Annotated in this window: 20 protein-coding genes; 8 read left to right on the top strand and 12 right to left on the bottom strand. The window is 69.3% G+C overall.

The features are described from left to right. Positions 1-8: 8 nt before the first annotated feature. Positions 9-689 (bottom strand): N-acyl amino acid synthase FeeM domain-containing protein, encoded by a 681-nt coding sequence (locus AC3WR5_RS25105; RefSeq protein WP_492487998.1) that lies wholly within the window; start codon positions 687-689, stop codon positions 9-11. Between the two features lie 189 nt (positions 690-878). Between AC3WR5_RS25105 and AC3WR5_RS25100 the strand changes: the two genes are divergently transcribed. The 3 genes from AC3WR5_RS25100 (at position 879) to AC3WR5_RS25090 (ending at position 2,984) form a co-directional block, all read left to right on the top strand. After that, positions 879-1,670 (top strand): class I SAM-dependent methyltransferase, encoded by a 792-nt coding sequence (locus AC3WR5_RS25100; protein WP_492487996.1) that lies wholly within the window; start codon positions 879-881, stop codon positions 1,668-1,670. A gap of 130 nt (positions 1,671-1,800) precedes the next feature. Further along, positions 1,801-2,229, top strand: coding sequence for a hypothetical protein (locus AC3WR5_RS25095; protein WP_492487994.1), 429 nt, complete (start codon positions 1,801-1,803; stop codon positions 2,227-2,229). Between the two features lie 101 nt (positions 2,230-2,330). Then, positions 2,331-2,984 carry a glutathione S-transferase family protein gene (locus AC3WR5_RS25090; protein WP_492487992.1) on the top strand — a complete coding sequence of 218 codons (654 nt, stop codon included), beginning with the start codon at positions 2,331-2,333 and terminating at the stop codon, positions 2,982-2,984. Between the two features lie 56 nt (positions 2,985-3,040). Here the strand turns inward: AC3WR5_RS25090 and vapC are convergent, their stop codons facing one another. From vapC to AC3WR5_RS25045, 9 genes are all read right to left on the bottom strand, one after another. Next, positions 3,041-3,457: a type II toxin-antitoxin system tRNA(fMet)-specific endonuclease VapC gene (gene vapC / locus AC3WR5_RS25085; RefSeq protein ID WP_492487990.1), complete on the bottom strand. Its 417-nt coding sequence runs from the start codon at positions 3,455-3,457 to the stop codon at positions 3,041-3,043. A gap of 13 nt (positions 3,458-3,470) precedes the next feature. Next, positions 3,471-3,704 carry a type II toxin-antitoxin system VapB family antitoxin gene (vapB, locus tag AC3WR5_RS25080; protein ID WP_141289446.1) on the bottom strand — a complete coding sequence of 78 codons (234 nt, stop codon included), beginning with the start codon at positions 3,702-3,704 and terminating at the stop codon, positions 3,471-3,473. A gap of 101 nt (positions 3,705-3,805) precedes the next feature. Continuing rightward, positions 3,806-4,999, bottom strand: a complete 1,194-nt coding sequence (locus AC3WR5_RS25075) for a Gfo/Idh/MocA family protein (protein WP_492487988.1) — start codon at positions 4,997-4,999, stop codon at positions 3,806-3,808. Further along, complete coding sequence (locus tag AC3WR5_RS25070) at positions 4,999-6,021, bottom strand: sugar phosphate isomerase/epimerase family protein (protein WP_492487986.1); 1,023 nt, start codon at positions 6,019-6,021, stop codon at positions 4,999-5,001. Before AC3WR5_RS25070 ends, AC3WR5_RS25075 begins: the two co-directional genes overlap by 1 nt. Positions 6,022-6,042: 21 nt before the next feature. Then, positions 6,043-7,020: a substrate-binding domain-containing protein gene (locus AC3WR5_RS25065; RefSeq protein WP_492487984.1), complete on the bottom strand. Its 978-nt coding sequence runs from the start codon at positions 7,018-7,020 to the stop codon at positions 6,043-6,045. Positions 7,021-7,098: 78 nt separating this feature from the next. Continuing rightward, positions 7,099-8,097, bottom strand: coding sequence for an ABC transporter permease (locus AC3WR5_RS25060; RefSeq protein ID WP_492487982.1), 999 nt, complete (start codon positions 8,095-8,097; stop codon positions 7,099-7,101). Positions 8,098-8,101: 4 nt separating this feature from the next. Beyond that, positions 8,102-9,667, bottom strand: a complete 1,566-nt coding sequence (locus AC3WR5_RS25055; protein ID WP_492487980.1) for a sugar ABC transporter ATP-binding protein — start codon at positions 9,665-9,667, stop codon at positions 8,102-8,104. 122 nt (positions 9,668-9,789) lie between these two features. After that, positions 9,790-10,983, bottom strand: coding sequence for an ROK family protein (locus AC3WR5_RS25050; protein ID WP_492487979.1), 1,194 nt, complete (start codon positions 10,981-10,983; stop codon positions 9,790-9,792). 29 nt (positions 10,984-11,012) lie between these two features. Continuing rightward, on the bottom strand, positions 11,013-11,639 hold the full coding sequence (locus tag AC3WR5_RS25045; protein ID WP_492487977.1) for a TetR/AcrR family transcriptional regulator: 627 nt from the start codon (positions 11,637-11,639) through the stop codon (positions 11,013-11,015). Between the two features lie 140 nt (positions 11,640-11,779). Between AC3WR5_RS25045 and AC3WR5_RS25040 the strand changes: the two genes are divergently transcribed. Further along, positions 11,780-12,127: a darcynin family protein gene (locus tag AC3WR5_RS25040; protein WP_141290949.1), complete on the top strand. Its 348-nt coding sequence runs from the start codon at positions 11,780-11,782 to the stop codon at positions 12,125-12,127. Here AC3WR5_RS25040 and AC3WR5_RS25035 read toward each other — a convergent pair whose 3' ends face one another. Together AC3WR5_RS25035 and AC3WR5_RS25030 are read right to left on the bottom strand one after the other, a co-directional pair. Beyond that, positions 12,128-14,929, bottom strand: a complete 2,802-nt coding sequence (locus AC3WR5_RS25035; protein ID WP_492487975.1) for an ATP-binding protein — start codon at positions 14,927-14,929, stop codon at positions 12,128-12,130. 13 nt (positions 14,930-14,942) lie between these two features. Continuing rightward, entirely contained in the window at positions 14,943-15,632 is a 690-nt protein-coding gene (locus AC3WR5_RS25030; RefSeq protein ID WP_492487973.1) for a hypothetical protein, read from the bottom strand. Between the two features lie 154 nt (positions 15,633-15,786). On the opposite strand from AC3WR5_RS25030, the gene AC3WR5_RS25025 reads away from it, so the two are divergent. The 4 genes from AC3WR5_RS25025 to AC3WR5_RS25010 all read left to right on the top strand — a co-directional run bounded on the left by AC3WR5_RS25025 (position 15,787) and on the right by AC3WR5_RS25010 (position 19,077). After that, positions 15,787-17,610 (top strand): M14 family metallopeptidase, encoded by a 1,824-nt coding sequence (locus AC3WR5_RS25025; RefSeq protein ID WP_492487971.1) that lies wholly within the window; start codon positions 15,787-15,789, stop codon positions 17,608-17,610. Further along, positions 17,607-17,867 carry an oxidoreductase-like domain-containing protein gene (locus AC3WR5_RS25020; RefSeq protein ID WP_375142188.1) on the top strand — a complete coding sequence of 87 codons (261 nt, stop codon included), beginning with the start codon at positions 17,607-17,609 and terminating at the stop codon, positions 17,865-17,867. Before AC3WR5_RS25025 ends, AC3WR5_RS25020 begins: the two co-directional genes overlap by 4 nt. 65 nt (positions 17,868-17,932) lie before the next feature. Then, positions 17,933-18,367, top strand: coding sequence for an MbcA/ParS/Xre antitoxin family protein (locus AC3WR5_RS25015; RefSeq protein WP_231012839.1), 435 nt, complete (start codon positions 17,933-17,935; stop codon positions 18,365-18,367). Further along, positions 18,367-19,077: an RES family NAD+ phosphorylase gene (locus AC3WR5_RS25010; protein WP_492487968.1), complete on the top strand. Its 711-nt coding sequence runs from the start codon at positions 18,367-18,369 to the stop codon at positions 19,075-19,077. Before AC3WR5_RS25015 ends, AC3WR5_RS25010 begins: the two co-directional genes overlap by 1 nt. Positions 19,078-19,084 lie beyond the last annotated feature (7 nt).

Here is a 19,084-nt window from a genome sequence, read left to right as displayed (position 1 = left end):
GGCGCGGTTCAGGCGGCCAGCGGCAGTGCCCGGTCTGCCGGGGCCGATGCCGGCCGGGCGCTGGTGAGGTCAATGTCCGGGTGCCAGGTGTCCAGCATGAAGCCCAGCCAGGCATGGCCGGCGGCGCGCCAGCGCTGCTCCACGCTGCGCAGGTCGTTGATCAGCACCCGGTGCGGCAAGCCGCCTGCATGCTGCAGCGGGAAGCTGGCGCCGGTGCCGAACAGCTCGCTGCACTGCAGCCGCTGGTAGAGGCGAACCAGCGCCGGGCTGCGCGCGCCCAGCAGCATCAGCTGCACGCCAGCGGCTCGGCTGTGCAGGAACGCGGCCTTCATCAGCGCCAGCCTGACCAGCGGATCCGCGCCCTGCGCCACGGCGAAGCGGGTCAGCTCCACACGCGGGCAGGCCAGCACCTCGGCCGGCATGGCCACGCTGTGCTCGATCTGCAGCGGGCCACCGAAACTGTGCTGCAGCCGCATCGTGCCGACCGGCGTGCCGCTGCGCTTTTCCTCGCACAGCAGCACGCTGCTGTGCTCGTCGATGTCCATGTCGTCCGGGGCGAGCAGGGACTGCTGCAACTGCGGCAGGTGCCGGCCGTAAGCCCCGGCGCGAACGCTGCAGGTCGCCAGCAGGTCTTGCCGGGTGTGCGCGATGCGCAGGCGAAAACCGAGCAGCTGGACAGGGGCGGGCATGGACATCCCCACCATTTCGGCCCCAATGCCCACAGGGTTGAAGCAGAGACGCATGGCAGTTCCCCCGCTGTCTCGCGCTTGGCGGCCCCGTTCTTCCTGCGTCAGCCTGTCAGACCAGCCCGAAGACACGAGCGCGTCTGAGCGGGCGCGGTTCAGAATCCAGCCATCCCAACCCACCCGGAACATGCCATGGACGAGCAGCAGATCCGCTTTGACGACGGGGCCGCCTACGAGGATTTCATGGGCAAGTGGAGCCGGCTGGCCGGCGAGCAGTTCCTGCAGTGGCTGGCGCCAGCGCCTGGTCAGCGCTGGCTGGACGTGGGCTGCGGCAACGGTGCGTTCACCGAGCTGCTGTTGCAGCGCTGCGCGCCGAGCGCGGTCGAAGGCCTCGATCCATCGGAGGAACAGCTGCTGTATGCGCGCGGCCGCCTCGCCGGCCAGCCAGTCCAGCTGCAGCAGGGCAGCGCGATGGCGCTGCCTTTTGCCAACGCGGCCTTCGACGCCGCAGTGATGGCCCTGGTCATCTTCTTCGTGCCCGAGCCGGCCAGGGGCGTGGCCGAGATGGCGCGAGTGGTCAAACCGGGCGGCAGCGTGTCGGCCTACGCCTGGGACATTCTTGGTGGCGGTTTCCCTTTTGCCGTGCTGCAGGAGGAGATGGCCGCACTCGGCGTGCCGCCGCTGTGGCCACCGCGCGCGGACGCTTCGCGCATGGACGCGATGCGCACGCTGTGGACCGAGGCGGGGCTGGTGGCGGTCGAGACAAAGGAAATCCACGTCCAGCGCAGCTTTGACGACTTCGACACTTTCTGGCGCGTGGCCCAAAGCGGGCCGCGGCTGGCCCCTCGGCTGACCACGATGGCGCCGGCCGATGTCGAACGCTTGACGGTTCGGCTGCACGAGCGCTTGCGTCCGAACGCGGACGGCCGCATCCGCTGCAGCGCCAAGGCAAACGCCATTCGGGGCCTGCGACCGGCGGCGTGAACTTGGACGGGCGGCCCGCTCAGGGCGCTGCCAGCACCTGGGCCGTGGACTGCAGCTGGCCCAGCCGCGGCAGCACGTGGGCCATCGAGCCCTGGTGCGCCGCTTCTACCGGCGCGCCGCAGGCTCATGAGTGCAGGCGCTGCTGCAGCAGCAGACCGAGGACCTGTTCGTCACGCTGGATGCGCTGCGTGAATGCACCGCGCGGGCCGACCTGGCCACGCTGGCCGGCGAACTCTGTGGCGCGCTGGTGGCCTTCCGCGCGGCACATCCGTCCTTTGCCGTGCTGGTGGAGGACTCGGCCGGTGCCACCGGCCCGCTGGCCGCCGAGGTGCGAGGCCGGGTGCGGCGCTGGGTCATCGAAACGCTGGCGCCGCCCGCCACCGCCGCAGGCTTGAGCCGCCAGCGCTTGGCCGCCGTCGCGGCGGTCGTGCAGCAGGCTATGAAGGCGGCGAACCAGCTGAAGGCCGATGACCTGCCAGGCGGCGGCGCGCCCGCGCTGAAGGAGTTGGTGCTGATGCTGCGCTGCTACCTGGAGGTGGCGCGGCAGCCGGCCGGGTGAGCGTCCATCGGGCGAAGCGATGCACGGGCCATGTCGATTCAGGTCGGTCCTGAACGTCGTGTTGAGGAATCCGACGAGACTCAGCAAAGGAGAAGTCGACCATGATCCCCACCATCACCGCCTTTGAACGCTCGCCCGACCGCGGCAAGGGGCTGGCCCGTGACATGCGCGTTCGCTGGGCGCTCGAAGAAGCCGGCCAGGCTTACCAAGTTCGCCTGGTCTCCTTCGAGGCGATGAAAGCGCCAGCCCACCTCGCGCTGCATCCCTTCGGGCAGATTCCGACTTACGAGGAAGGTGACCTGGTCCTTTTCGAGTCCGCAGCCATCGTGTTCCACATCGCAGAGCGCCACGCAGGCCTGCTACCTGCCGATGCGGATGCGCGGGCCCGCGCCATCACCTGGATGTTTGCTGCGCTGAACACAGTGGAGCCGCCCATCCTGGACCTGCAAACCGCCAGGTTCGCGGAGGGAGACAAGCCTTGGTCCGAACAACGCCTGCCGCTGGTCAAGGACCGCATCCGCGTCCGGTTGCGTGAACTGTCGAACCGTCTGGGCGACGCCGACTGGCTGGACGGCGCGTTCAGCGCCGGCGACCTGATGATGGTCGCGGTGCTGCTCAGGTTGAAGCCGTCAGGCTTGCTGGACGAATTCCCCAGGCTGTCTGCCTACGTCGCCCGCGGCGAAGCCCGACCGGCCTACCAGCGGGCGTTTGCGGCGCAGTTGGCGGTGTTCACGGGGCAGTCGGCCGGCGGTTGACAAGGGCAGGGCTTGTGCCAGTTGACGCGCCCCCGCTACATGGCCGACGAGTTCGTTCAGCCTCCGGACGGGTTGGCGACCCAGTTCTGCAGCAAGAGGCCGGGCACCCGCTCGAACTCACCGATGTTGTTGGTGACAAGCGTAAGTCCCTCACTGCGGGCGTGGGCTGCGATGTGCAGATCGTTCACCCCGATGGGTCGCCCCACCTTTTCCAAGGCGCTGCGGATGGTGCCGTAGTGCAGTGAGGCCTTCGCGGTGTAGGGCAGCACCTCAAGCAAGCTGGAGAACTCTTCCACCACCGCCAGGTTCTGCGCGACTTTGGTGCTCTTCTCGGCGCCGTGGTAAAGCTCGCTCAAGGTGATGGCAGAAATCGCCATACGGCCAGCGTTTTCGTTGAATACGCCCATCACCTCGATCGGACGCCGCTTGATGACGTAGATGACGATGTTGGTGTCGAGCAGGTACTTGAGCATGACAGCTTCGACGTCAGAAGCCTTCGCGTTCGGCCTGCTGCTGCTCGCCACGCTCAGCCATGAAGTCCTCTGACGCCCGCGGTCCGTTCAGGAAGAACTCGTCCCAGGTGTGCCCTACCGGCGAGATGATGCGGTCAACGCCCCGGGCGCGCACCTGTACTTTCTTGACGCCTTCTGGGAGGCGAACGTCTGCTGGCAAACGCACGGCCTGGGACCGGTTGTTGGTGAAGACGGTGGTGATGCTCATTGCGTGGCACTTGAATGGGATATGGCGGAAGTATATGCCATCCGGCGGATGACGGATGTCAAGCCGTCGGCGGTCGCTGCTTCTGATGCAGTGCGGACAGTTCAGTCCGTCGCACGGTGGTCGCCAAGACCTTCAAACGCCGTCCACTTCTGCTCACTCGCCGCCGAAGCCACGGTCGCCTCGATGAACCGCACCCCGCGGGCGCCATCCTCCACCCGTGGATAGTCCGCCGCCAGCGGGTCGGCCGGCTGGCCGGCCAAGCGCGCGTGAATGTCTTCGGCCACGCCGAGGTAGACGTTGGCAAAGGCTTCCAGGAAGGCTTCGGGGTGGCCAGTCGGCAGGCGGCTGGCGCGGCGGGCGGATTCGCAGAGCCACGGCGAGCCGCGCGTCAGCACGCGGCGCGGGGCGTCCAGCGGGGCGTGCACGAGCTGGTTTGGGTCTTCCTGGCGCCAGTCCAGGCTGCCTTCGCTGCCGAAGACACGCAGCCGCAAGTCGTTCTCGAAGCCGGCTGCGATCTGTGACGCCAACAGCACGCCGCGCGCGCCGCCGTGGAAGCGCAGCAGCAGGCTGGCGTCGTCGTCCAGCCGGCGGCCGGGCACGAAGGCGGTGAGGTCGGCGCAGATGCGGTCGACCGCCAGGCCGGTGACGGTGGCGACCAGGTTTTCGGCGTGCGAGCCGATGTCGCCCATCGCACCGGCAATGCCGCTGCGGGCGGGGTCGGTGCGCCATTCGGCCTGCTTGTTGCTGGCCTGCTCGACGCCCTTGGCCAGCCAGCCCTGGTGGTACTCGACGACGACCTTGCGGATCTCCCCGATCACGCCTTGCCGCACCATTTCGCGCGCCTGGCGGACCATCGGGTAGCCGGTGTAGTTGTAGGTCACGCCAAAGACGGTGCCGCGCTCGGCGACCAAGCGCACCAGGTCCTCGGCCTGTGCGCTGGTGTGCACCAGCGGCTTGTCGCAGACCACGTGCAGGCCGGCGTCGGCAAACGCGCGGGCGACTTCGTGGTGCACGTGGTTGGGCGTGACGATGCTGACCAGGTCGACGCGCTGCTCGGCCGGCAGGTTCAGCTCGTGCGCCAGCAGGTCTTGCCAGCTGCCGTGGTTGCGCGCGGGCGAGAGGCCCAGGTCGCGGCCGGAGGCAATGGCCTTGTCCGGCTGGGACGACAGCGCGCCGGCGACCAGCTCGTAGCGGCTATCCAGCGCCATCGCGGCGCGGTGCACCTGGCCAATGAAGGCGTCGCGCCCGCCACCGACCATGGCGTAGCGCAGCTTGCGGGGAAATGCTTGCGCCATCAGCCGGCCATTCCGCCTTGGGCGTCCCGAGCGAAGGCGGCGTCGAAGTCAACACCGGCGGGCGCGAAATCCAGCCGGCGGCAGTAGGCGGCGCTTTCGGTTGCGCCGTGCACGCGGTCCATGCGGCTGTCTTCCCATTCGACGCTGAGCGGGCCGGCGTAGCCCACGTCGTTGAGCGCGACGATCAGCGATTCGAAGTCGATCATGCCGCGGCCCACGCTGCGGAAGTCCCAGTTGCGGCGCGCGTCGCCAAAGGCGGTGTGGCCGCCGAAGGTGCCCACGGTGCCGTCGCCCTTGTGCCACCACACGTCTTTCATGTGGGCGTTGAAGATGCGCTTGCCGAACCTGCGGATGAAGCCGATGTAGTCCACGCCCTGGTAGGCCAGGTGGCTGGGGTCGAAGTTGAAGCCGAAGCGGCGGTGCTGCTTGACGGCCTCCAGCGCGCGCTGGGCCGAGGCGGTGTCGAACGCGATCTCGGTGGGATGTACTTCGAGCGCGAAGTCCACGTCGTGTTTTTCGAAGGCGTCGAGGATGGGCATCCAGCGGGTGGCGAAGTCGCTGAACCCGCGCTCGATGTAGGCCTGCGAGGTGGGCGGGAAGGCGTACATCGCATGCCAGATCGACGAACCGGTGAAGCCGGTGACGGTCTTGACGCCGAAGTTGGCCGCGGCGCGCGCGGTGTCCTGCATCTCGCGCGCGGCGCGCTGGCGCACGCCCTCGGGATCGCCGTCGCCCCACACATGCGGCGGCAGGATGGCCTGGTGCCGCTCGTCGATGCGGTCGCACACCGCCTGGCCGGTCAGGTGGTTGCCGATGGCGAAGCACTGCAGGCCGTGATCGGCCAGCAGCTCGCGCTTGCGCTCGACGTAGCGCGGCGACGCCAGGGCGGCCTGCACGTTGAAGTGGTCGCCCCAGCAGGCCAGCTCCAGGCCGTCGTAGCCCATGCGCTTGGCCAGCGGCGCAAGCTCGGCCAGCGGGAGGTCGGCCCACTGGCCGGTGAACAAGGTGATGGGTCTGGCCATGTGGGCGCTCCTGTAGTCGACTTAGAAAGGCGAGTCCGGGAAATAGAACTGCTTGGCGTTTTCCTTGGTGATCAGCACCGAAGGAATGATGGTGTTGGGCGGCAGCTTCTCGCCTTTCAGCCGCGCCTCGGCGGTGAGCTTGATCGCGTCGTAGATGAACTTCGGCGAGTACGAGACGTTGGCCTGGATCAGCGGGTTGCTGCCGTCCATCAGCGTCTTGACCATGCCCTTGGCGCCTGCACCCCCGAAGACGATCTTGATGTCGCTGCGCTTGGCCTGCTCGATGGCCTTCAGCACGCCGATGGCCATGTCGTCGTCGGCCGCCCACACGGCGTCGATCTGCTTGAAGCGGGTCAGGAAGTCCTGCATCACCTTGAAGGCATCGTCGCGGTTCCAGTTGCCGGGTTTGGCATCCAGCAGCTTGATGCCTGGGTAGGCTTTCAGCGCAGCGTTGAAGGCGTCCATGCGCTCGTTGTCGATGGTGGTGGGGATGCCGCGCAGCGCGACGATGTTGCCCTTACCGCCCAGCGCCTTGCCCAGGTACTCGCCGGGGATGCGTCCAAAGGCGGTGTTGTCGCCGGACACATAAGCGTCCTGCGCCGAGGTGTCGGTCAGCCCGCGGTCGACCACGGTGACATAGACGCCTTTGGCCTTGACCTGGGCGACCGGCTTGGTGAGCGCAGCCGATTCGAACGGGAAGATCACCAGCGTGTTGATCTTGGTGACGGTGACCAGATCCTGCAGCTGGTTGGCCTGCTCGGGCGCGCCGCCGGCCGTCTTCACCGTGACCTTCATGCCCGGATGCGCGGCCTCCAGGTCCTTCTTGGCCTGGTTGGCCCAGAAGACGATGCCGGCGGTGAAGCTGTGCGTGGCCGACGGGATCACGACGCCGAGGTTCACCGGCGCGGCTTGCGCCAATGCGGCCTGGCCGACGAAGGCCAGGCTGGCGGCTGCGGCCAGGCCCAGCAACCGAATGCGTGCAGGGGTGCGGAATTTCATGTCATGTCTCCTGTTGTGGTTGGGCAAGACAGCCTTCTGGTGGCTGCCGAAGGGAACGAGAAAGAGGTGCCTGTGTGTCTACGGCCGGCGCCGCTGCGTGAACGCGACCGCGATGATCACGAAGCCCTGAACGGCGGCATTCAGGTACACGCTGATGATGTTGGTCAGGTTCAGGATGTTGCCGATGACCGAGAGCAGCACCGCGCCGATGACGGTGCCGGCCACGCTGCCAGCGCCGCCGCGCAGCGCGGTGCCGCCGACGATGACCGCGGCAATCGCCTCCAGCTCCCACAGCAGCCCGGTCGTCGGCGAGGCCGAGCCCAGCCGCGGCACGTAGAGCAGCGTGGCCATGCCCACGCAGACGCCCAGCAGCATGTAGGTCAGCACCTTGATGCGGTCCACGTTCACCGCCGCGTAGCGCGCGACCTGCTCGTTCGAGCCGATGGCCTGCACGTAGCGGCCGAAGGCGCTGTGGTTCAGGATCAGGCTGCCGATGACCGCGACCACGCCGAAGACCCAGACGGGGATGGGCACGCCCAGCCAGCTGGCGTAGTAAACGGGGCTGTAGACGTCTGACAGCGCGTTGTCCAGCGTGATGGCGCCGCCGTCGGCGAAGTAGGTCAGGTAGGCGCGGAAGATGCCCAGCGTGCCCAGCGTGACGATGAAAGGTTCGATGCGGCCGCGCGTGATCAGCAGCCCGTGCGCCAGCCCGAAGCCAGCGCCCAGCACGACCGCGAACACCATGCCGGCGCCCACGCTGGCCAGCGGCGACCAGCCTTTGGCGGCCAGCGCGTTCATCAGCAGGATCATGCAGCCGGCGATCAGCGCGGCCATCGAGCCCACCGACAGGTCGATGCCGCCCGAGATGATGACGAAGCACATGCCCACCGCGATGATGCCGATGAAGGCGGTGCGGGTCAGCACGTTCATCGCGTTGTCCAGCGAGGCGAATTCGCTGTTCAGCAGCGTGCCGGCAATGCACAGCAGCACCAGGCCCAGCACGGGCCCGATGCTGCGCAGCCGGTGCCAGTGAGTGCGCCAGTCGCTGGCCGGGGTGCTCAGGATGTTGGGGGTCATGGGGTTAAAAGAAAGCGCCGGGCCGTCCCAAGCTTTCTGGTTCCCCTCGGGGGGCGGGTTGGGCGAAGCCCGGCCCTTGAGGCGAGTGGACACCTGTTGCATGGGCGATCAAGGCCTCTTCGCTCAGGCGATCCGCCTGCAGGGTGGTGGTGAGCCGGCCGGCCCGCATCACCGCCACGCGGTGGCACAGGCCGATCAGCTCGATCAGTTCCGAGGAGATGACGATCACGCCGCAGCCCTGCGCGGCAAGCTGGTGGATCAACAGGTACAGGTCGCGCTTGGCACCCACGTCCACGCCGCGCGTCGGCTCGTCCAGCACGACGACCTTCGGGCCGGGCTGCAGCACCTTGGCCAGCGCCAGCTTCTGCTGGTTGCCGCCAGAGAGCGACGAGGCGCGCAGCGACAGCGAGCCGGTGCGGATGCCGAACTCGCGCACCGCATTGCCCAGCGCCTGGCGCTCCTGGTCCTTGCGCAGCCAGGGCTTGGCGTACTGGCGCAGGTTCATCAGCGTCAGGTTCTCGGTCAAGCCCATGGCCACGTGCAGGCCCTTGCCCTTGCGGTCTTCACTGAGGTAGGTCAGGCCCAGGTCGGCGGCCTCGCGCGGGCTGCGGAGGGTGACGGCCTGGCCGTCGATCTCGATGCACCCGGCGCTGCTGGTACGCAAGCCCAGCAGGCCTTCGAACAGCTCGGTGCGCCCGGCGCCCACCAGCCCGGCAAAGCCGAGGATTTCGCCCGCGCGCACCTCGAAGCTGGCTTGCTGGGCCCAGCCGGGCACCGTGAGGTCCTGCACGCGCAGCCGCACCGGCGCATCAGTCGGCGGCGGCTGCTTGGCCGGGAACAGGTCCGACAGCTCGCGGCCCACCATCAGGTTGGCCATTTGCGCGCGGCTCAGGGTGCGAGTTGCGGCGCGGGTAATGAAGCGCCCGTCGCGCATCACGACGACTTCGTCGGTGATGCGCTCCACCTCATCGAGCTTGTGCGAGATGTAGAGAATGGTGGTGCCGCCGGCCTTGAGCTGGGCCATCAGCGCGAACAGGCGCTCGGTCTCGCCGGGCGTCAGCGTCGCGGTCGGTTCGTCCATGATCAGCAGGCGGGCGTTGCGCGCCAGCGCCTTGGCAATCTCGACCAGCTGTTTCTCGGCCACGATCAGCTGGCGCAACCGGGTGTCCGGGTCGCGCTCCAGGCCCACGCGCTGCAGCACGGCCGCAGCTTCGCGCCGCATCGCTGCGTCGTCCAGCCAGCCGCCGCGTTTCTTCTTCTCGTGCCCGAGGAAGATGTTCTGCGCAATCGTCAGGTCCTCGGCCAGGTTGAATTCCTGGTGGATCAGCACGATGCCGGCGGCCTCGGCGTCCCGCGAATTGGCAAAGCGCACCGGCTGCCCGTCCAGGCACAGCTGGCCCGCGGTGGCCGTCTCGTAGCCGGCGGCAATCTTCATCAGCGTCGACTTGCCAGCGCCGTTTTCGCCCAGCAGGCCGTAGATGCGCCCCGCGTCCAACGAAAAGCTGACCCCGTGCAGCACCTGCACCGGGCCAAACGCCTTGACGACGTCCTGAAACGAAAGCGCCAGCATGGGTCTCCTCGCGCCGGTCGGAAGCCGGCGCTTTTTGATTGAGGGCGATCCTATGAGCGCTGCTTCGGCCCAGCAAGACCAAAGTTAGACCAAATTCGGGTCGAAGTTGGCCGCGGCCGGATTCAAGCCAGCAAAGGCCGCAGGCGTTCCTGCATCGCCAGCGCCGCCGCGCCGATCAGCCCGGCGCGCTCGCCCAGCGGCGTGTACTGGATCTCCAGGTGGCGCGTGGAGAGCGCCAGTGAGCGGTGGTAGACGCTCTGGCGCACCGCGGCCAGGAACAGCGGGCCGATGCGCTGGATGCCGCCGCCGATGAAGACGTGGGACGGGTTGTAGAAGTTGACCACCGAGGCCAGCATCTGGCCGATCAGCGCGCCGGAGCGCTGCACGATGGCATGGGCCGCGGCGTCGCCCGCGCGGCTGGCCAGCGCCACGTCCTGCAGACGCAGCGGCTTGCCGCTTTCCAATGCCTTGGCCAGTGGCGGGCTCCTGCCGGCTTCTGCCGCTTCGGTGGCGGCGCGCACCATCGCCGGGCCGGCGGCCATGGTTTCGACGCAGCCCAGGTTGCCGCAGTGGCAGCGCGGGCCGTTCGGGTCCACGCAGATGTGGCCCACGTCGCCTGCCGAGCCGTTGGCGCCGCGGTAGACCTGGCCGTGGCAGACGATGCCGCAGCCCACGCCGGTGCCGACCTTCACCACCAGGAAGTTCGGCAGCGAGCGGCCCAGCCGCCACAGCTCGCCCAGCGCCATCACGTTGACGTCGTTGTCGACGAAGACCGGCGCGCTGAAGTCTGCTTTCAGGTCCTCGCGGATCGGGTAGCCGTCCCACTCGGGCATCAGCGGCGCGTTGACCAGCTGCCCCAGCCCGAAGTCCACCGGCCCCGGCACGCCGATGCCGATCGCAATCACATCCGCCGCCCTGGCGCCGCATTGCTGCAGCAGCAGCTTCATCAGCGCACGGATGCGGGCCAGCAGCAGGGCCGGGCCGTCGCGCACATTGGCCGGCTCGCTGTGGTGGGCCAGCAGCGTCAGGTCCGGCGCCAGCACGCCGACCTCCACGCCGGTGGCGCCCATCGCGATCGAGATCAGCACGCCCAGCCGGCGGCTCAGCCGCAGCGTCTGTGCCCGCCGCCCGCCGGTGGCAACCTGCTCCTCGGTCGTCTCGATCACGCCCTGGGCCAGCAGCCCGGCGACCGCCGCGTTGGTGCGGCTCTTCGAAAACGAGGCCTGACCGGACAGCGCGTCACGCGACAGCCCGCTCGACCAGAAGATGTGGTCGAGCAGCGCGGTCTCGTTGCGGGAGAGCTGCCAGCGTTGCATCGGGCGCCGATGATAGCCAGCGGCCCCGTTCAGCCGGCGGTGGGTGGCGAGCTGAGGTACAGCCGCGTCATGCGGACGATTTCCTGGGTGGCGGTTTTCAGCGAGACGCCACTGGGCCGGGTGGCGACCACCGCGTGCACCAGCGCATGCAGCGAGTGCATCAGCATGTAGACGGCCAGGCGCAGGTTGGGCACGCGGACCTGGTCCGGGTAGCGCGCGAGCAGGTGGCCCATCTGCTCGGCAATGCGGGCTTCGGTTTCTTCATGGCTGCTCAGCATGTCCAGGCCCGCAAGCTGCGTCTCCAGCACGCGGTGCAGCCCGGCCTCCACGCGATGGGCCTCGACCACGCCTTCGATGATGAGCTGCAGCGCTTCGTCGAACGGCAGGTCTTGCGACAGCGCGAAAGCGCGGTCCATGACCTCGTCCATCTGGCGCGAATGCCGGTCGTGCAGCGCGGTGATCAGCGCGTCCTTGTTCGGGAAGTACTGGTACAGCGAGCCGACGCTGACACCGGCGCGTTCTGCCACCAGGTTGGTGTTGGCCGCCGCATAACCGCGCTCGACCAAAACGCGAGCCGCGGCGTCCAGGATGGCCGTGACGGTGGCCTGCGAGCGCGCCTGGCGCGGCGCCTTGCGTGGGGAAACGGCGGTTTTCATCGACGGACTTGGTGGGCGAGAAATGCGAGTTGGAAATACGAGCAGGAACTCGCATAGTGTGGGCCTGTGCCCGGGGTGGCGTCAACACGATTGACGGCCGCGCCGGGTGCGAACGTGAACGACCCCGCACTGGACCTGACATGCCCGCCCGCCCCTACACCCTGTTCATGCTGCTGAAGGCCACGACCCGCTGGCTGGCGCTGGAGGCCGAGCAACGGCATGCGCTTGCCGACGACGCGATGGCCGAGATCTACAACCGCTTCCCCTCGGTGCGGCTGCGCTTCTTCAACGCCGGCGCCTTCCATGGCCGTTGTTCGGACGTGCTGGTGTGGCACACCACCGACCTGCCGGAATACCGTGCCGCAGCGGACACGCTGCGCGCCAATCCCTTCCTTTCCGAGGCCCATTTCGACGTGCTGGACGTGATCCCCAGCGTGCCGGACGACTGGCGAGAATACGAATGGAACGGCGGCCAGGCCTGGGCCTGATCAGCCTTTGCTGAGCGCCAGCACCTGCGTCAGCGACATCGTCGCACCGGCGCGCCAGGCTGCTTCGGTGGCCGGCCAGCCGATCTGCAGCGCCACCAACCAGCGCGTGCGCCGTGCCTCGCGGGTGTCTTCCGGACCCAGCATGCCAAAGCGTTCGGCGAAAAATGCCTGCGCGAAACCCATCACAGTGGCGGCGCGTTCGGGCTGGCGCAGGTGGGCCAGCGCGCGCGGCAGGTTCCATAGGCCGTAGAACAGCTCGCGCCAGGCCAGCGCCTTCACGGCTTCTTCCAGGCAGGCATGGAAGGCCTGCAGCGCTTCGGCGTGGCGGCGCAGGTCGCCCAGGCAATAGCCGCGCACGCTGAGCGTGAAGCACAGCAGGCGCGACTGGCCCAGCGCACGCGCTTCGGCCTCCACTTCGCCGAGCAGCACCAGTTGCTCGGCCACGCGGCGCTGGAAGCCCAGGTTGATGGCCAGCGCGATGCGGCCCTCGTTGGCACGCAGCCGGTTGCCGCTGCCGGCCCACAGCGCCAGCACGCGGCGGCGCAGCGGTTCTGCACCGGCATGGTCATTGCGGTTGCGCATGATCAGCGAGGCCTGCAGACCCAGCAGCCGGGCGTGCAATGAATCGGCCTTCACCGCCTCGGCGGATTGCAGCGCCGCCAGCAGCCAGGCGTCGTCCTCGGCCATGGGCTGGCCCACTCGCATGCGCACCCGCAGTGCCCAGCCCAGCGCCCACGCCGCCAGCGGCTCGGGACGCTGGTCGATGAAGTCCGCGGGCAGTTCGGGCGCGTGCGGGACGATGCCCGGTTTGCCGATCAGCGCCAGCACCGCGTCGGCGTGCGCAAGCGCCGCCACGTGCAAGCCGGCCTCGAAGCCGTGTGCGGCCAGCACCGCGTGGCCGAGCAGCTTCAGCGCGGGTTCCGGCGTGGCCTGCAGCGCAGCTTCCAGTGTGGCCAGGCCGGTGGCGGGCAGCGTCAGGTCGGTCAGCGCCGCACGGTGGGCCCAGACGATGGCCCAGGCCTCTGCTGCCTGCACGTCGTGCACGGCGCTGGCCAGGGCCAGCAGCAGGTTGGGCAGTTCGTGGCGCAGCCGGGCCAGGTCAGGCGTGGGCCCGTCCAGCGTGGGCAGGTGGCACAGCCACTGGCGGTGGCGGCTGCGCCAAGCGGCACGCTGGGCGTCGTCGAACTGCGCCGCGGCGTATTCGCGCACCGTTTCGTAGGGTGTGAAACGCGGCGGGCGCGCGGCGTCGCCGGGTGCTTCGTGCATGACGATCAGCGAGCTGGCGACCAGCTCGTCCAGCGTCTGCTGCACACGGGCCGGCGAGGCTTCAGGTTCGGCCACGGCGCGTGCTGCCGCCGCGTCGCAGCCGCCGTCGAACATCGCCAGCGCGGCCAGCAGGCTGCGCTGGCCGTCGTCCAGCAGGCGCCAGCTCCAGGCGATGACTTGCAGCATCGAGGCATGGCGGGTGTCGGCCGCACCGCGTGGGCCGGCGCGCGCCAGCAGGGCCAGCGTGTCGCTGCTGGCGCGGCCGAGTGCGACCTGCGTGCGGGCACTGTCCAGCAGTTGCACCCACTGGGTCGGCGGCGTGCTGCGCACCCGCGCGGCTGCCAGCTCGATGGCCAGCGGGTGGCCTTCGAGCAGCCGCACCAGCTCGCCAATGGCCGCGGCGTTCTGCGGGTTCAGGTGGAAGTCGCTGCGGCGTTCGCGGGCGCGGTCCACGAACAAGGCCACGGCGGGGTTGGCGACCATCTGCTCGGCGCTGTCTCCCGCGGCGGGCAAAGGCAGCGGCTCGACGGCCAGCAGCTGCTCGCCGTCCACGCCCAGCACCTGGCGCGTGGTGGTGACGATGCGCAGCGTCGGCAGCGTGGCCAGCAGCTCGGTCACCAGCTCGGCGGCCGGCTGCGCGACCTGCTCCAGGTTGTCCAGCACCAGCAGCGTGGTGCGCCCGGCGAGGGCCTGGCGCACTTGCTCAAGCGGTTCGGCGGCATGGCTGTCCAGCTGTAGCGTGATCAGCAGCCTGTCCACCAGCTGGGCTGCATCGAAACACTGCACCATGGGCACGAACAGCAGCCAGCCGGGCCAGTCGCCACCTGCCTCGGCCAGTTCACGCGCGCCTTCCACTGCCAGTCGCGTCTTGCCGCTGCCACCGGGGCCGACGATGCTGACCAGGCGCTGCCGGCGCAAGGCCTGGCGCAGCCGCTCGCGTGCAGCGGCCATGCCGAAGGCAGGGGTGAGATAGAGCGGCAGCGCGGGGGTCCAGGGTGCAGGCAAGGGCGCGGGACCGGTGGGCACCGGGGCCGCAAGCCTTGCTTCCGGCAAGGCCTCGGCCAGTGCGGCCAGGCGCATGCGCTCGTCGTCCACCCAGTCGTCGTAGAAGCCGGGGAGCAGCTCTCCGCGGTACAGCGCACGTGCGGCCTCGAAGCGGCCGGCGCGGCAGTCGGCCTCGAACTGCAAGGCGTCGCAAGCGAACGCGCCGGGCGCTGCGCGCAGGTGCTGGCGCTCGGTAAGGATCACAGTCCCGCCGCCAGCTTCCAGCAGCTGCTTGAGCACCGACAGCGTCTGCCGCAGCCGGTTGCGTCCCACGTCCAACGCCACGCCCGGCCAGAGCAACTCGACCAGTTCCTCCCGCGCATGCGCCCGCTCGGGCCACAGCGCGAGCCGAGCGAGCAGCGCCGCCGCCGCGCGGCTGGGCAGCCGGATCAGCGTGCGCTGGCCGTCCTGCAGCGACAGCTCGCCCAGCAGCCGCACCTGCCAGCGCGCGGCGGGCAAGGCTGGCGAGAGGGGCACGGGCGGCGGGGACACTGGGACAAGGCCGTCAGTTCTTCTTTTCGCGCGTCAACACCACCAGCGGCACGACGATGGGCGACAGCACGATGGTGTAGAGCAGCAGCACGCCATCGGTCGCCACGGTGACCGGGGTGGACAGCGCGCCGGCCACGCGGTCGCCGGTGGACTGTTCGGCCGTCACCTCGATCACGTAGCGCTGGTTCAGCTTCTCGGTGGCGCGGGCGCTGACCAGCGTGCTTTGCAGGTAGCGCTGGCCGACCAGTTCGCCGCGCAGCACATGGGCTTCGGGGTTGGCCGGGTCTGCGCCGCGAATGAAGCCCATGCTGCGCGCGGCGTCCTGCTCGGCGGGGGTGATCAGGTTGTCGATCTGTAGTGTGTAGTGGCCGCGGATCTTGCCCTTGGCGTCGACCCGGAAGCTGGACAGAATGCCCTTGCTGCGCGCATGCAACGGCGAGGCGAGCAGGGCCAGCAGGCCGGGCGGTGCGTCGAAGATGTAGTGGTAGCCGCTGCCGATGACGACGATGTTCTTGCGGTCCTGCGAGATCAGCAGTGAAGAGATGGTCTCGGTGTAGCGCACGACGCTGGTGCCGCTGTCGGGCGGCGGTGCCGGGGTGGCTGCTGGCTTGGGCGGGTCGCCTGCGCAGCCGGCGAGGGCGCTCAGGCCGGTGCCCAGGCAGGCAGCGGCGCCCAGGGTCAGGCGTCTGCGGGTCAGGAACATCGGGTCGGTCTCCTCGCGCGGGCTGTGGGTGCGCCGCTGTGCATGGGGGTGCCACCAAAAGCGTACCAGAGCAAAACGGCGCGGCCGTGGCTTTGCGCAGCGCTGGCTGTCCCTGGTCAACAATCTGGCGCGTCGCCACTTCCCGTTGCCTCCCATGCCCCGTTCGTTTCCCTGGCGCTTCCTGCCCTTTTGTTCCCTGCACCGCCTGGCCGCGGCAGCCGGGCTGGTGGCGGCCGTGTTGCCGGCTGGCGCAGCAACCAGCTGGCCCAAGCCCACGCTGGCCGAGCAGAGCGGCTACCTGCGCACCGGGCGCTACGAAGAGGTCGAGCGCCTGTGCGCGGCCTGGCAGCAGGCGCAGCCCAAGGCGGTACGCTGCATCCGCTTCGGCCAGACGCCCGAAGGCCGGCCGATGCTGGCGCTGGCCATCTCGCAAAGCGGTGCGCTGACGCCCGAGGCAGCGCGCCAGCGCGGGCTGCCGGTGGTGCTGATCCAGAGCGGCATCCATGCCGGCGAGATCGACGGCAAGGACGCCGGCTTCCAGGTGCTGCGCGAGGTGCTGGCCGGGCAGGCCGCGCCGGGCGCGTTGAAGCATGCGGTGTGGCTGTTCGTGCCGGTCTTCAACATCGATGGCCACGAGCGCTTCGGCGCCTGGAACCGACCCAACCAGCGCGGCCCGGAGGAAATGGGCTGGCGCACCACCGGCCAGAACCACAACCTGAACCGCGACTACCTGAAGGCCGACGCGCCGGAGATGCAGGCCATGCTGGGCCTGGTGCGCGACTGGGACCCGCTGGCCACGGTGGACCTGCACGTGACCGACGGCGCGAAGTTCGAGCACGACGTGGCGGTGATGGTCGAGCCGGTCAACGCCGGCGACCAAGCGCTGCGCAGCGTGGGCCGCGCCTGGCGCGACGGCGTGATCGCCGACCTGGCGCAGCAGGGCTCGCTGCTGCTACCGTTTTATCCCAGCTTCGAGGTGGAGGACGACCCGGCCTCCGGCGTGCGCGACAGCGTCTCGCCACCGCGGTTTTCCACTGGCTATTTCCTGCTGCGCAACCGGCTGGCGATGCTGGTCGAGACCCATTCGTGGAAGGACTACCCGACGCGGGTGCGGGTGACGCGCAACACCATCGTATCGGTGCTGGCCCGCATCGCCGAGCATGGTCAGGCCTGGTTGAAGATCGCGCACGAGGCGGACGAACGGGCGGCGAAGCTCGCCGGCCAGCCTGTGCCCCTGGACTACGCGGCCACCGACAAGGCGCGCATCGTGCCGTTCCGCGGCTATGCCTACACGCGCACGCCGTCGGACATCAGCGGTGCGCTGATGACGCGCTACGACGAGAACAAGCCCGAGGTCTGGCAGCTGCCGCTGTACGACGAGGTGTTGCCAAAAACCGTGGTCAATGCACCTGGCGCGGGCTACCTGGTGCCGGCCGCCTGGGCGGCCACGGTGGCGCGTTGGCTGGACCTGCATGGCGTGCGTTACCAGCGCCTGCCTGCCGGCTGGGCCGAAGCGCCCACCAGCACCTGGCGCAGCGAGCAGCCGAAGTTCGAGGCCACCTCCAGCGAAGGCCGCCAGCGGCTGAGTGCGCCGGGCGCCTGGCGCAGCGAGGCGCGCAGCCTGCCGCCGGGCTCGCTGTTCGTGCCCATTGCGCAGCCTGCCGCGCGGCTGGCCATCGCGCTGCTGGAACCGCAGGCGCCGGACGGGCTGCTGGGCTGGGGCGTGTTCAACAACGCCTTCGAGCACAAGGAATACATGGAGCCCTATGTGGCCGAGGAGGTCGCCCGCGCGCAACTCGCGGCGGACCCGGCGCTGGCCCAGGCCTTCCAGCAGAAGCTGGCCAACGACCCGGCCTTTGCCGCCAGCCCGCAGGCCCGGCTGGACTTCTTCTACCGCCGCCACAGCAGTTGGGACGAGCGTTACGGCCTGTACCCGGTGCTGCGCGTGGACCAGCCGCCGCCGGCCGCGAAGCTGTGACGCTGCCGCCGCTCAGTGCGGCCGAGCTGGCCGCGCCGCTGGTCGAGCGTGAGCGCACGGCGCAAGTCTTTGCTCAGCTGCAGCAGGCGCTGGCGGCGCGCGGCCTGGCGCTGCGCGCACCGCCGGCCGAGCCGCAGACCTGCTGCGGCCGCGGCTGCAATGGCTGCGTGTGGGAAGGCTTCTACGCCGCGGCGGGGTATTGGCAGGAACAAGCGCTGGCGCTGCTGGCGGGTGCATCTGCGTCGGTTCACAAATGAACCATATTTGCATAATGGTTCTATTTTGAACTAAGCTGCGCCCATTGCTGTTGCCCCTGAGCGCCATGCCTGCCAAACCCAACGCCGTCTCGCTCGCCGAATCCCCGTCCGCCTTGCCGGCCGTCGATTCACCCGCCACCGCGGCCGCGGTGCTGGCGGTGTTCTTCCGCATCTCGGCCGAATGGGGCTTGAGCCCGGCCGAGGAGCAGGTGCTGCTGGGCGTGGGCAAAACGACGCTGTTCGCCTGGAAGGCCGGCCGCGTGAAGACCGGGTTGGACGCGGTGGTGCTGGAGCGCCTGAGCTACCTGCTGCGCATCTACTCGGCGCTGGAAATCCTGCTGCCAGTGCCCGAGCGCGCGCGGGCCTGGCTGAAGAAGCCCAACAGCGCGCCCTTGTTTGGCGGCGGCACCGCGCTGCAGCGCCTGCTGGCCGGCCAGGTGGGGGACCTGATGCTGGTGGCGCAGTACCTGGACGCGCAACGCGGCGGAGACTTCTCGTGATGGAGGCTGGCTATCCGGTCCTGGCCGCGCTGGGCTGGAACCCCTGCTACCGGCTGATTCCCAGCCGCTTCCCGCCGGTCAGCCTGTTCGACCGCGTGGCCAGGCCCGAGGAACTGGACGCGGTGTTTGCGGTGCAGGCGCTGACTAACCCGCGGCTGCGCCAGGAAGTGGGCGACATCCAGCTGGTGGCGCCGGAAGACCGGGTGAGCGGCGACGGCAGCACGCCTGTGATGGCCGCGTTCTGCCACCTGAACCCGGGCGGCAGCCGCTTCTCCGACGGCAGCTGGGGCGCCTACTACGCGGCCGACTCGCTGGACGCCGCGGTTGCCGAGGTCTGCCACCACCGCACGCGCTTCTTGCAGGCGACGCAGGAGCCGGCGGTGGAGCTGGACCTGCGCTGCTACGTGGCCGACGTGGTGCAGCCGCTGCACGACCTGCGTTCGGCGGCCTTTGGTGCCGTGCACGACCCCGACAGCTACACCGCCTCGCAGGCCTTGGCGCGGCGGCTGCGCGCCGAAGGCAGCTGGGGCCTAGCCTACCGCAGCGTGCGCTTCGAAGGCGGCAGCTGCGTGGCGCTGCTGCGCCCCAAGGCGCTGGCGCTGCCGGTGCGCCAGGGGCCGCACATTGCGCTGCAATGGGACGGCGAGCGCATTGCGAGCTGGTACCGTAAGTCCGAGCTGCGTAGCCTGGCGCCGCTGGCGAAGGATTGAGGCCCTG

Source organism: Ideonella sp. FW305-24 (genome assembly GCF_058788035.1).
The sequence above is the reverse complement of the archived record's forward strand: the minus strand, read 5'-3'. Positions and strand labels throughout refer to the sequence as shown.